Raw genomic sequence first — 12,057 nt, forward strand, 5'->3', positions numbered from 1 at the left:
CACTAGTTAATTAAAAATAAAAAAACTCAGGTTTTATAGTAATGACTATTATCATAAATCCTACAATACACAATTACAACCAATTCTCTGGCTATTGAAATTGGTTTTATTATTAAACACATAGTGCTACATTTCCAATTTCTTGAATACATCAGCATTCAACTCCTTTTGTAACATAAGTTACTGTGGAGGTAAAATGATAAAGTTACTTTTATCAACAAGTCTATAAAAAATATAAAAATGAAAACACATCATCAAATTCTTATTATAGGAGGTGGAACTGCTGGTATCATGACAGCTGCCCAATTACTCAAAAAAGATAAAAAGCTAGATGTAGCAATAATTGAGCCCGCTGACACCCATTATTATCAACCAGCCTGGACATTGGTGGGTGCAGGAACCTACAACTATAAGAAAACGGCAAAACCTATGAGTTCTGTTATGCCAAAAGGTGTTACATGGATAAAGGACTATGCAATGGGTTTCAACCCAAAATCCAATACGGTTTCAACAAAATCAAGTGGCGATATCGACTATGACTACCTGGTAGTTGCACCTGGCCTAACTTATGATCATTCATTGGTGCCAGGATTAGAAAAAGCTATTGATAAGGGTGCAGTATGTAGTAATTATACTAATCCTAATCATACATGGAATGTAATAAAGAATTTTAAAGGCGGAACTGCGTTATTTACTCAACCGACAACTCCTATTAAATGTGGTGGTGCACCTCAAAAAATAATGTATCTGGCAGAAAGCTACTTTCGTAAGAGTGGTGTAAAAAATAAAACTAATGTTGTTTTTGCAACTAATGGAGGTGTGATTTTTGGCATAAAACAAATTGCCAAAACCTTAATGAAAGTCATTGACAGAAAGGATATCAATATTCGTTTTGGCCATCAACTAAAGAAAATTGATGCTGAAAAACAAATTGCTTGGTATGCTATAGGAGACAATGAATCTGAATATAATCATAAAGACATTCAAGTATCAAAAGATGGCGATTTAATAGGTATCCATTATGACATGTTACACTTAGCACCACCATCTGTTGCACCTAAGTTTATACAAGAATCCGCACTGGTGAATGATGCCAAATGGTTAGATGTTGATCAATACACAATGCAACATAACAAGTATCCCAATATTTTTGGATTAGGAGATGTTGCAGCACTACCAACAGCCAAAACAGGTGCCGCTATCAGAAAACAAGTACCTATTGTAGTTGATAATATCACCTTGCTTATGAAACATAATAAAATAGGGAACAAATCATACAGTGGATATTCTTCTTGTCCTTTGGTGACCGATTATGGTAAAATGGTGTTAGCTGAGTTTGATTATCAAAACAATTTTACCCCAGATCCAAAATTAAAACAGATGCTTATCAAAGATTCTTCGAAAGAACATTGGAGGCTTTGGATTCTAAAAAAATACATGCTTCCCTATCTGTATTGGAATAAAATGCTAAAAGGTATTGATGTATAGTTTGATTTCCATATTAGTTAAAAGAGGGGATATCCATAAAATTGTCGTCTCTTTTTTATTGATAAAAGATAAAACTACAATTACACAAGATTAATGTAATAAGACAATATGAACAAATAATAAATAGCACTAATGAAAACTATAATTAAAAAAGACGCTATACTATCTTTATTATTGTAACAAAGGTTACTGACTAGTACTCTTATAAGCCTTTACTTTGCATAAAAATTAAACAAATGATGGAAAAAATCTTAGAACCATGGCCTTGGTATGTTGCGGGGCCACTTATAGCCTTTATCATGTTTTTGTTACTGATGATAGGCAAAAATTTTGGAATGTCTTCTAATCTTAGAACACTTTGTACTATCTGTGGAGCAGGTGACAAAGTTGACTTCTTTAAGTTTGATTGGAAATTACAGCGATGGAATCTAGTCGTAGTCTTAGGAGCGATTATTGGAGGATTTATCGGGTCTCACTATCTATCTGCTAGTACTGCTGTTGCAATAAACCCCGAAACTATATCCGATTTAAATACTTTAGGTTTTAAAAGTGCTGGTAAAGCTTATTTACCAACAGAATTATTTGATTTGGGAGCATTTTCTGATTTAAAAAGTTTAGTCATACTAGCTATTGGAGGTCTTTTAGTTGGATTTGGAGCGAGATATGCAGGCGGCTGTACTTCTGGGCATGCTATCTCTGGACTGAGTAACCTTCAAATTCCTTCATTACTTGCAGTAATTGGCTTTTTTATTGGTGGGTTAGCAATGATTCATTTGATTTTCCCTTTAATTTTTTAAACTATGAGAACACTTATATATTTATTTATCGGAATACTTTTTGGAATTACAATGTTTAAATCTGAAGCAGCATCATGGTTTCGTATTTATGAAATGTTCAAATTCGAATCCTTTCACATGTATGGTATAATTGGATCAGCATTAGTTATAGGGGTTATTGTGGTTCAGTTAATAAAAAGACTCAATATTAAGTCGTTCTATGGCGAAAAAATCATTTTCAACCCAAAAAACAAAAGCTTTAGCCGCTATATGTATGGTGGAATTATCTTTGGCTTAGGTTGGGCATTAGCAGGTGCTTGCCCAGGTCCAATGTTTACTTTGGTTGGGGCTGGTTATTTGCCAATACTCATTGTAATTGTATTCGCGATTTTGGGTACATTTTTATATGGATTACTAAGAGATAAATTACCACATTAGTCAATCTTATCAAAGCAATTATCATTTCTATTAACGGTCTGCCAATTGATTTCTGTTTGCTTTTCTCTGGCTTTATCCTTGCAGTTTTCATTGGTTGCCAATGACAATCGGGCTACTTTTTTCTCCCTTTCAAGGTTCGCTACTGTTGTGGAATCCTTAGGCTTTTCAATTAACTGTATGTGATTTTGAATAGTACTCATACCATTGAAATTTAAATGATTAAAAAATCGATTTATTTAGAGTATCTAGAGCATTTTCCTTTTTTGATTTTTTAGATAGCTTTCGATATGTTTTTTGATACGATTTCATTGTTCGGTTTTTAGATTTACTTCCCGTAGAGCCATAGCTATTACCTTTTTTTTGATACTTAACGATTTAGCAATATCCAAGGGCAGTAAGGCGTATAAAAAGTGAAGTGCAACGCAACGGCTTTATGCCGCCTTTAGAAATCGGATGTTGTAGTTCTGCGAGCAAAAAAAGGTATTGGTGGCTGCCTAAGAAGAGTTCTCAAAGAGAATATTAGAAGTAACGGCTAATAGAAGGTTACTCAAAAACTAATTGAAATGATATTTTAATTCAAGTCAGATGACATTCGTCATTCCAATTTTACTATTTAGCTCATAACTTTAGCGATATGTCACATAAACTAAAAAGTATTAATTATGGCACTTAATTTTAATCAATATGCGGTAGAAGCAAATACCTTTTTAGAGGAATATGCAGAAGAATTGAATCTAAAAGATAACAGAGATAAAGCTGGACGTATCTTGTCAGCTATACTACATGGATTACGTGAATTAATTTCTGTTGAAGAATCCCTGCAACTAATAGCGCAACTACCTATGTTCCTAAAAGCAGTATATGTTAACGGCTGGTCCTCAAAATCCAAAAAAGAGAAAGTAAAACACATGGAAGCATTTATTGATTTGGTAAGAACATTTGACGGAGCTACTTCAATATATGATTTTGAATCCAACGAAGTTGCAGAACACTACATTAACACCACTTTTTTTGTGTTACGAAAGTATATTTCCCGAGGAGAAATGGAGGATATTCGTGATGAGCTTCCAAAGAATCTAAAAGACATGATTTTTAATAAGTCAATTTTCTAGGGATCAAATAATTTACTCAATTATATAAAGGGCTCTTTGCTAGTCCAAATAGTTCATTTTTACAAGAATAAGGATGAGTACAGAACAAGATAAAGATAGAATAAATAAATCATCCCGGGCAAATAGGCCTCAAAAACCTTATAAGGTTTTTAGAATCAATTGGCTTTACGTTGTTATGCTTTTTATCATTCTTTTCTCAATAGTTTCAAGATCTTCTTATATAACTAAAGAAATAGGATGGTCAGAATTTGAACAAACTATGTTAAGTCAATTAGACGTTGATAAAATTGTGGTAGTTAATAAAGAAGTTGCAGAGATTTATATAAAACAAGAAAGACTTAATGATCCTAAGTACAAGAAAATTTCTGAAGGACTATTTAAATCAAAAATCGGACCTCATTATAAGTTATCTATAGGTTCTGTAGAGAGTTTTGAAAATAAATTGGAAAAGGCTCAGCAAGATTTTGCTAAGAAAGATATTATTGATGTGCGATATCAAAAACGTACCAATTGGTTAAATATACTATCATGGTTTCTTCCGGTTGGGCTTATCATCTTATTTTGGTTTGTTCTACTTCGCAGGTCAACGACAGGAAGCGGTGGCTTGGGTGGCTCCATATTCAATTTTGGAAAGTCTACTGCCAAGCTTATGGATAAAGACAAAAAAAGTACAGTCACCTTTGATGATATTGCAGGCTTGAAAGAAGCTAAGATTGAGATAAAAGAAATAGTTGATTTTCTTAAAAATCCGGAAACTTATACAAAGTTAGGTGCCAAAATTCCCAAGGGGGTAATGTTAGTAGGCCCTCCGGGAACCGGTAAAACTTTAATGGCCAAGGCGGTAGCAGGAGAAGCAAAAGTACCTTTCTTTTCTTTGTCGGGATCAGAGTTTGTAGAAATGTTTGTTGGTGTCGGAGCTTCAAGGGTAAGAGATTTATTTAAACAGGCCAAAGAAAAAGCGCCAAGTATTATTTTTATTGATGAAATTGATGCTATTGGGCGTTCTCGTGGTAAAGCAAATGCATTTCAGACAAATGACGAAAGAGAAAATACGTTAAATCAACTTTTAACAGAATTAGATGGATTTGGTACCAATACCGGAGTTATCGTTTTGGCAGCTACCAACAGGGCTGACATTTTAGACAAAGCACTATTAAGGCCGGGACGATTTGATCGTCACATTTATTTAGAGCTTCCTAATAAGCAAGAGCGAAAAGAAATATTTGATGTTCATCTAAGACCCATAAAAAAGGCTGAAGATGTAGATATAGAACTTCTGGCTTCATTAAGTCCAGGATTTTCGGGAGCTGATATCGCCAATATTTGTAATGAAGCAGCTTTAATTGCTGCACGTAAAAAAAAGGAAATTGTAGAGCAGGACGACTTCATGGAAGCCAGAGATCGAGTGGTTGGAGGTTTAGAAAGAAAGTCAAAGATAATTTCTCCAAAAGAAAAACAAATTGTGGCCTATCATGAAGCAGGGCATGCCGTTGTGAGTTGGTATTTAAAGAATGTAGATTCATTGGTTAAAGTATCGATTATACCACGGGGGAAATCATTAGGCGCAGCTTGGTACTTACCAGAAGAGCATCAAATCATCACCAAGGCACAGTTTATGGATCAGATATGTGCTGCCCTAGGAGGCAGAGCCGCAGAAGAGATTATATTTAATGAAATTTCTTCTGGAGCATTAGACGACCTAGAAAAAGTCACAAAGCAAGCCTATAACATGGTAGCATATTATGGTTTGGATGAAGAAGTGGGTCCGATAAGCTTTTATGATTCTACAGGTCAGACAGAACGTTTATTTGGAAAACCCTATAGCGAGAACATGGCAAAACTTATAGACAAAGAGGTACAGGATTTGATTTTAACTGCATATAAAGTGACAAAAAAACTATTGATAGATCATAAACAAGAATTAGAAAAGCTTGCACAATTACTTCTAAAAAAAGAAGTCGTTTATAAAGAAGGTTTAGAAAAAATATTAGGCAAGAGAAATCCAGAAATATCAACAGAGGCATAAAGTTTCAGGGCTTCTTTTGCTAATAAAAATAATTAAAAAAATAGTACCATCTCAATCTTAAATATCTTACATCATGGAAAAAGAAGTTTTCTATAATACAGATTTACATTTTGAACATGAACAATGGAGACGAGAACTCTACTTTTGGGAAGATGAACTAAAATCATTCAAAAACAGACTTGAAGAAATTGTAACCCGTTGGACAGATAAAGATGTTCTCGCACAATTACAAAAGTATCAGAACCAATTCATTGTTCATGGTGAAGTGATCGATACGTTACTACACGATATCAATGTGCACGAAACCGACATATCAGAGCATAGTAAAAAAGGTGAAAGTGATGTGATGAGTCATCAATTAGTTCGAAAACATATTGACTTTAGAGATCGTATAGAGACACAACGACATATCTATAGTGATTTAAAAAAGGAATTCTTTCGCTTTCTATCGAAGTATATGTAGTTAATCTATTGATGTAAAAAATGACCAAATTAATCGTACATCGGCATGAAAGCAATGGTTCTTACTAAAACCTCCCTACTGGCAGAAAATAGTATGCCACTCAAATTAATGAACCTTCCAGTTCCTGAGCCGAAAGAAAGCGAAATTCTTATCAAAATTTCCGTTTGCGGAGTCTGTCATACAGAGCTGGATGAAATTGAGGGAAGGACACCTCCTAAGACATTTCCAATAATTTTAGGGCATCAGGCGATAGGAACCGTTGTGAAGAAAGGCTTGGGAGCATCAAAATATAACATCGATGATCGTGTTGGAGTAGCCTGGATATTTTCGGCCTGTGGACATTGCAAGTTTTGCAGTCAAGGTTATGAGAACTTATGTGATCAGTTTTTAGCTACTGGAAGGGATGTGCACGGAGGGTATGCCGAATATATGACCGCTCCAGAAAAATATGCGCATCACATTTCTGATTTCTTCACAGATAGCGAAGCAGCACCAATGTTATGCGCAGGAGCTATTGGGTATCGCTCTATCCAACTCTCGAATATAAAGGACGGTGACCGGCTGGGCCTAATGGGTTTTGGAGCTTCTGCACATCTCGTCCTTAAAATGGCAAAGTACTTATTTCCAAAAACAGAAGTATATGTGTTTGCCAGAAAAGAAGAAGAAAGACAATTTGCCAAAGAACTACAAGCGGTATGGTCCGGAGATATCACCGATGTATGTCCTAAAAAATTGGATGCCATTATTGATACTACTCCGGTGTGGAAACCAGTAATCGAAGCTTTAAGTAATCTGGAAAAAGGCGGTAGACTGGTCATTAATGCAATTAGGAAAGAAGACATCGATAAGGAATATCTTCAACGAATTTCTTATCCAGACCATTTATGGTTAGAAAAAGAAATAAAAAGTGTAGCTAATGTAACAAGCAAAGATATAAGTGATTTTTTAGAACTGGCAGCAGAAGCCTCCATAAAACCTCATATTCAAGAATATCCTTTAGAAGAAGCGAATACTGTATTATTGGAACTGAAGACTCAAAAAATAAGAGGAGCAAAAGTGTTAAGGATTAGAGGGTAGATTTAGGTTTTTGAGTACTCAAGTTTTGAAGTAAGTTAAGTCGAACACATTAAAACCAACTATAATTATGATAAAAAAATTAGATAAAAAAGAAAGCGTTCAAATATTAAGTAATAATTATATCGGTTATTTAGCCTTTATATCACAGGATAGCCCTTATATAGTCCCCATTACTTATTATTATGATAAAGACAATATAACGACTATTAGCTATTCGGGGATGGGACATAAGATAGAAGCGATGCGCAAGAACGATGCGGTTTCCATGATAGTAGATGAAATTGAATCCTTAAGTAATTGGAAGTCAGTACTGATACAAGGTAGGTTCGAAGAGCTTACCGGAACTGATGCCAGGTATTTATTACATGAATTTTCAGAAGGTGTGAAAAAAATCATCAGACGTAAGGAGAAGAAATCTCCTCAATTTATCGATGAATTTTCGAGTAAAATATCCTCAGAAAATATACCAATAGTATATCGCATTAAAATAGATGAAATCACTGGAAAACAAAGAGATTCATAAAAGCTTAAGATACAGTTTTTGGGATAGCAATGTTGCTCTTTCTTTATACCAAAAAAAGAAATCAATCTTTAGGCGGTATATTTAACGATAATACGTTTATCAAGAAATTCTTACCGGCAATGAATTAGTAATAATGAATGACTGTTGTCATCCATTTCTACTTTTTAATAATGTACCTTCCTTGATACATAAACTATTAGAAATGAAAGCCGCCCATTTAGTGAAGTATGGAGCACCAGAGACTGCTTTTGAAATTAAAGAAATAGCAAAACCAAAACCAGAGTCAAATCAAGTACTTATAAAAGTAGAAGCTTTCGGTATAAATTTCGCAGATATAATGGCGCGTTTAGGCCTTTATAAAGATGCTCCTCCTTTACCCGCTATACTAGGATACGATGTGATAGGATATATAGAACAAATTGGAGCAGATGTAAAAAAATTAAAGATTGGTGATCGGGTAATAGCACTCACTCAGTTTGGCGGATATGCAGAATATGCTATTTCCGAAGATAATATGACCAACAAAGTATCAGAGGCGATATCAATAGGAGCTGGTGTTGCCCTGGCTACTCAATATTGTACAGCCTATTTTTTGTTTTATGAAATGGCAAATATCCAAGAGAAAGAAAAAATCCTAATTCATGCAGCTGCCGGAGGTGTTGGAACAGCATTAACACAATTTGCTTTACTTAAAAATTGTATCATTTTTGGTACCTGTAGTTCTGCTGCCAAAATCAAATATCTCAGAAAAAATGGAGTTCAATATCCTATTAATTACCTGCAAGAAGATTTTGCAAAATCTATCCAAGGGACTATTGGGGAAGATGGCCTTGACGCTGTTTTTGATCCTGTTGGTGGCAAATCAGTAAAAAAAGGATACAAATTACTTGCTCCTGGAGGAAGATTATTGTCTTTTGGCGTTTCATCCATAAATAAAGCTAAATCAATTTTTGGAAAATTAAAGGTTCTTGCTCAGTTTGGAATATATCATCCTCTTCAATTTTTAAGCAGTTCTAAAGGGATAATCGGCGTTAATATGCTAAAGGTAGCAAAAGAACGACCAGAGAAAGTCTCCAAAGTAATGAGAGAAGTGATACAATTAACTGAAAAAAAGGTATTACAGCCCCATGTGGGAGCAGAATATACTATTGACGAACTGGCCGAAGCACATAGATTTCTGGAATCCAGAAAATCTACTGGTAAGATTGTTGTGAAATGGTAATAGATTATACTTCGGAAATGAAAAACAAACTATTAAAGAATAAAGTAGCAATCATCAGCGGATCCAGTATGGGTATAGGAGAAGCTATTGCCAATGAATTAGCCAAAAATGGAGCTAAAGTTGTATTAAATGGTAGAGATCTTGAAAAATTAGAAAATACAGAGACCAAAATGAAGCAAAAAGGATATAACGTCTTAGCTATCGCGGCTGATGTACGTTACCCGGAACAGTGCAGATATCTCATTAATGAAACCATTAAAAGGTATAGCAAGATTGATATTTTAGTTAACAATGCTGCAATGAGTAGTAGAGGTGCTGTTGAGGAAATGGCCGAATCAAATTTTAAGGTTTTAATAGAAACTAATTATACAGGGTGCGCATATATGAGTAAATACGCTATTCCGTATTTAAAAAAAACCAAAGGCCATCAAATATTTATTAATAGCGTTGGGGGTTTACGAGGAATGCCCTATAATTCGGCCTATACAGCTTCAAAAATGGCGCAAGCTGCCCTTGCAGATGCCTTGAGAATTGAGCTATATGATTCTGGTATTCACATAGGGTTAGTATATGTTGGTTTTACAGAAAACGACTCTCGAAAAACAATCCTGGACGTTGATGGATCTTTGGTTTATTTACCAAAAAGAAAAAACATCCACCTTGCTACACAACAATCGGTTGCAAGGTGTGTTTGTCTTATGATTGAAAAAAGAAAAAACAGGACAGTATTGACAGGCCTTGGCTATTTTGCAGATTTTATGATCCAATATTTTCCCAAATTGAGCGATTGGATTATTCTTTTAAATAGGCAGAAAATAAAAGATGATTTTACTTTTGTTGAAGATGAAAAAATACTGGAAATCAAAAAACGGCAATAAAAAATTTTTTGGCGTTTACGAGAAAGCTTTATTTAATTAGTCTTATGATTTTTCCCATATGACCTACTAAAACAAAAAATGAAATGTGTTTTTCTGCAGCAGCCAGTTTTAAAAAAATAATCATCACTGAAAAAATCTTGTGCCAGAAGTAAATCTTCTTTTTGAAAATAAGAGAAGTAATCATCCCAGATAAATGGTGAGGTGTCTTTAAAATCTTCTGAAATTATCCATAATACCATCCAGATTTACTCGAATCCAATCACCCTCTACATTGGAATAAGACTAGGAGTATATAGAATCATATTTGATGAGATTCCCATATTCATCATATTCTTTACGTACATCCCATTTTTCTTTGGGCTGAATACCAATTTATTGCTTTTCTTCTTCTTTTGTTTTCTCTTTTTCTTTTTCCTGACTATTACAACCCGTAATGGTCAATAATAAAAAATAGGTATTACATTTTTCATCTTTCAAATCGTTTAACGAATTATACATTACACAAATTGTAAAAGTAATCTCCTTAACCCATATATAAATTGGAATTAGAGAGATTACTTCCTTATTTTGTTAGATTGATCCTAATAAATAACATCATGCAATTTCAATCACTTTAGGTTCAGGCTTCCTGGCTTCTTCTTTTTTAGCCAGACTGAAACTTAGTATCCCATCCTTATATTTAGCCTTAACATCTTCTTCTTTTACACTTTCGGGTAAGACCAAAGATCTTTCGAAGGAGTTATAACTAAATTCTCTGCGTTTATAGTTGCCTTCTTCTTCTTTTTTGGAAACTGATTTTTCTGCTGAAATATTAAGACATCCATCCTCAATGGTAACTTCAAAATCCTTTTTTGAAAAACCCGGTGCTGCTAACTCAATTTCAAAATTATTATCTGTTTCAATGATATTTAATGCTGGCTCTCTTAATTTTCCGTTCCAAAAACGATTGTTAAATAATTTTGTATCCAACAAGCGATTTTCAAAAAAATCGTCGCCGTCAAAAAAATCTGATGACAAAATACTACTCCATGGTCTTCTTCTAAATTTTATTAGTGACATAGCTTTATAATTTTAAATTAATAGTTTGTTTATACGTCTAAAATTATAACTAAACTCATAATAAAAAAATGACCTGGGTCAGGGAGACATTATGAAGTATTAAAACCGAACCATAGTTAAAAAAATGTAAAAATTCATCTGGCTGACCCAGGTCATTTTTTTGACCATGGAAAACCTATACTTTAGCAGTGTAATTAATAATTAAGTATAACCAATACTTAAAACGTTCTTTGATAATTACTAAAAAAACGCAAAAGAATAGATTTTTAGTATAGTATATATACTAAGAGTCTTAGAAAAGTGGCAACTGCTTTTTATACTCGGTGATTCTTGATATGAACTTAGTAATAGGTAAGTAGATTGAGTTGCCGTAAGTGGTCATCAAGTAGTTTAATACTTTTCGGGAAACCAGAACATCTATGTGTTCTGGTTTCTTTTTTATGGCACTAAACACATATCGTCAAATTGGGGGCTGAGATTTTTTTACCTTTCTTAATTTTATTAGAGATTATTTTGACGATAGATAATCTTATCAATACTATAAATGACAAGGAGTTAAATTGAATCTCAATATAAAAGAGGCTGTCTTAAAAGTATTTAGACGGTCTCTTTTTTAATAGGCTTCTTTATTTATAACCATGGTTTACATAAATATTATGATATGCAGATAGAAATATAGAGCTGCCTTAGTAATCATTTATGATTGTTTGCCATAATACACCAAATAAAGAAACTCTAGTAATTTCTTAAGCTAACAAATAGAAATCCTATAATAAATTTAACTGACGCCTAAAATTTCTAAACATTAATTTTTATTACAACACAAATAATATTGTTTTCAATACTGACAATTATCATTGCTTAGTTTTAATTCCTGTTCTACTTTGGACAAGTATTTTGATAAAGCAAAATAAAGCCCCATTTCATTGGTGATTTAATAATTAATTCATTCCTCGTTTCCTGCCTATAAATTTCTGAAAGCCATGGTTTTTGGA

Annotated in this window: 13 protein-coding genes; 10 read left to right on the forward strand and 3 right to left on the reverse strand. The window is 33.7% G+C overall.

Going from position 1 to position 12,057, the window contains the following annotated elements; translation table 11 throughout:
• Nucleotides 1–240 precede the first annotated feature (240 nt).
• From ACFSJT_RS02550 to ACFSJT_RS02560, 3 genes are all read left to right on the forward strand, one after another.
• Nucleotides 241–1,488, forward strand: coding sequence for an NAD(P)/FAD-dependent oxidoreductase (locus ACFSJT_RS02550; RefSeq protein WP_378318627.1), 1,248 nt, complete (start codon nt 241–243; stop codon nt 1,486–1,488).
• 239 nt (nt 1,489–1,727) lie between these two features.
• Nucleotides 1,728–2,285 carry a YeeE/YedE family protein gene (locus ACFSJT_RS02555; RefSeq protein WP_378318895.1) on the forward strand — a complete coding sequence of 186 codons (558 nt, stop codon included), beginning with the start codon at nt 1,728–1,730 and terminating at the stop codon, nt 2,283–2,285.
• Nucleotides 2,286–2,288: 3 nt separating this feature from the next.
• A complete protein-coding gene (locus ACFSJT_RS02560) occupies nt 2,289–2,702 on the forward strand; it encodes a YeeE/YedE family protein (RefSeq protein WP_378318628.1) in 414 nt (137 codons plus the stop codon).
• Here ACFSJT_RS02560 and ACFSJT_RS02565 read toward each other — a convergent pair.
• Nucleotides 2,699–2,902, reverse strand: a complete 204-nt coding sequence (locus tag ACFSJT_RS02565) for a hypothetical protein (RefSeq protein ID WP_378318629.1) — start codon at nt 2,900–2,902, stop codon at nt 2,699–2,701. The two genes, ACFSJT_RS02560 and ACFSJT_RS02565, sit on opposite strands and share 4 nt — an antisense overlap.
• Nucleotides 2,903–3,364: 462 nt before the next feature.
• Between ACFSJT_RS02565 and ACFSJT_RS02570 the strand changes: the two genes are divergently transcribed.
• From ACFSJT_RS02570 to ACFSJT_RS02600, 7 genes are all read left to right on the forward strand, one after another.
• Complete coding sequence (locus tag ACFSJT_RS02570) at nt 3,365–3,814, forward strand: DUF2267 domain-containing protein (protein ID WP_378318630.1); 450 nt, start codon at nt 3,365–3,367, stop codon at nt 3,812–3,814.
• A gap of 73 nt (nt 3,815–3,887) precedes the next feature.
• Nucleotides 3,888–5,840 carry an ATP-dependent zinc metalloprotease FtsH gene (gene ftsH, locus ACFSJT_RS02575; protein WP_378318631.1) on the forward strand — a complete coding sequence of 651 codons (1,953 nt, stop codon included), beginning with the start codon at nt 3,888–3,890 and terminating at the stop codon, nt 5,838–5,840.
• A gap of 73 nt (nt 5,841–5,913) precedes the next feature.
• Complete coding sequence (locus tag ACFSJT_RS02580) at nt 5,914–6,303, forward strand: hypothetical protein (RefSeq protein ID WP_378318632.1); 390 nt, start codon at nt 5,914–5,916, stop codon at nt 6,301–6,303.
• Nucleotides 6,304–6,348: 45 nt separating this feature from the next.
• The gene (locus ACFSJT_RS02585; protein ID WP_378318633.1) at nt 6,349–7,380 is read left to right on the forward strand and encodes a zinc-dependent alcohol dehydrogenase family protein; all 1,032 of its coding nucleotides are present in this window, start codon (nt 6,349–6,351) and stop codon (nt 7,378–7,380) included.
• Between the two features lie 67 nt (nt 7,381–7,447).
• The gene (locus tag ACFSJT_RS02590; RefSeq protein WP_378318634.1) at nt 7,448–7,903 is read left to right on the forward strand and encodes a pyridoxamine 5'-phosphate oxidase family protein; all 456 of its coding nucleotides are present in this window, start codon (nt 7,448–7,450) and stop codon (nt 7,901–7,903) included.
• A gap of 202 nt (nt 7,904–8,105) precedes the next feature.
• On the forward strand, nt 8,106–9,125 hold the full coding sequence (locus tag ACFSJT_RS02595; RefSeq protein WP_378318635.1) for a zinc-binding dehydrogenase: 1,020 nt from the start codon (nt 8,106–8,108) through the stop codon (nt 9,123–9,125).
• A 17-nt stretch (nt 9,126–9,142) separates the two neighbouring features.
• A complete protein-coding gene (locus tag ACFSJT_RS02600) occupies nt 9,143–10,003 on the forward strand; it encodes an SDR family oxidoreductase (RefSeq protein ID WP_378318636.1) in 861 nt (286 codons plus the stop codon).
• Nucleotides 10,004–10,375: 372 nt separating this feature from the next.
• Here ACFSJT_RS02600 and ACFSJT_RS02605 read toward each other — a convergent pair whose 3' ends face one another.
• Both ACFSJT_RS02605 and ACFSJT_RS02610 read right to left on the reverse strand, forming a co-directional pair.
• Nucleotides 10,376–10,501 (reverse strand): hypothetical protein, encoded by a 126-nt coding sequence (locus ACFSJT_RS02605; protein ID WP_378318637.1) that lies wholly within the window; start codon nt 10,499–10,501, stop codon nt 10,376–10,378.
• A 96-nt stretch (nt 10,502–10,597) separates the two neighbouring features.
• Nucleotides 10,598–11,062 (reverse strand): Hsp20/alpha crystallin family protein, encoded by a 465-nt coding sequence (locus tag ACFSJT_RS02610; protein WP_378318638.1) that lies wholly within the window; start codon nt 11,060–11,062, stop codon nt 10,598–10,600.
• Nucleotides 11,063–12,057 lie beyond the last annotated feature (995 nt).

It is taken from the genome of Aquimarina celericrescens, from assembly GCF_042682765.1.
GTDB classification, from domain to species: Bacteria; Bacteroidota; Bacteroidia; order Flavobacteriales; family Flavobacteriaceae; genus Aquimarina; species Aquimarina celericrescens.

What these genes read in the sequence shown, in the direction of transcription:
- ACFSJT_RS02550 (WP_378318627.1), top strand. Translation starts at nt 241, where the DNA reads ATGAAAACACATCATCAAATTCTTATTATAGGAGGTGGAACTGCTGGT.
- ACFSJT_RS02555 (WP_378318895.1), top strand. Translation starts at nt 1,728, where the DNA reads ATGGAAAAAATCTTAGAACCATGGCCTTGGTATGTTGCGGGGCCACTT.
- ACFSJT_RS02560 (WP_378318628.1), top strand. Translation starts at nt 2,289, where the DNA reads ATGAGAACACTTATATATTTATTTATCGGAATACTTTTTGGAATTACA.
- ACFSJT_RS02565 (WP_378318629.1), bottom strand. Translation starts at nt 2,902, where the DNA reads ATGAGTACTATTCAAAATCACATACAGTTAATTGAAAAGCCTAAGGAT.
- ACFSJT_RS02570 (WP_378318630.1), top strand. Translation starts at nt 3,365, where the DNA reads ATGGCACTTAATTTTAATCAATATGCGGTAGAAGCAAATACCTTTTTA.
- ftsH (WP_378318631.1), top strand. Translation starts at nt 3,888, where the DNA reads ATGAGTACAGAACAAGATAAAGATAGAATAAATAAATCATCCCGGGCA.
- ACFSJT_RS02580 (WP_378318632.1), top strand. Translation starts at nt 5,914, where the DNA reads ATGGAAAAAGAAGTTTTCTATAATACAGATTTACATTTTGAACATGAA.
- ACFSJT_RS02585 (WP_378318633.1), top strand. Translation starts at nt 6,349, where the DNA reads ATGAAAGCAATGGTTCTTACTAAAACCTCCCTACTGGCAGAAAATAGT.
- ACFSJT_RS02590 (WP_378318634.1), top strand. Translation starts at nt 7,448, where the DNA reads ATGATAAAAAAATTAGATAAAAAAGAAAGCGTTCAAATATTAAGTAAT.
- ACFSJT_RS02595 (WP_378318635.1), top strand. Translation starts at nt 8,106, where the DNA reads ATGAAAGCCGCCCATTTAGTGAAGTATGGAGCACCAGAGACTGCTTTT.
- ACFSJT_RS02600 (WP_378318636.1), top strand. Translation starts at nt 9,143, where the DNA reads ATGAAAAACAAACTATTAAAGAATAAAGTAGCAATCATCAGCGGATCC.
- ACFSJT_RS02605 (WP_378318637.1), bottom strand. Translation starts at nt 10,501, where the DNA reads ATGTATAATTCGTTAAACGATTTGAAAGATGAAAAATGTAATACCTAT.
- ACFSJT_RS02610 (WP_378318638.1), bottom strand. Translation starts at nt 11,062, where the DNA reads ATGTCACTAATAAAATTTAGAAGAAGACCATGGAGTAGTATTTTGTCA.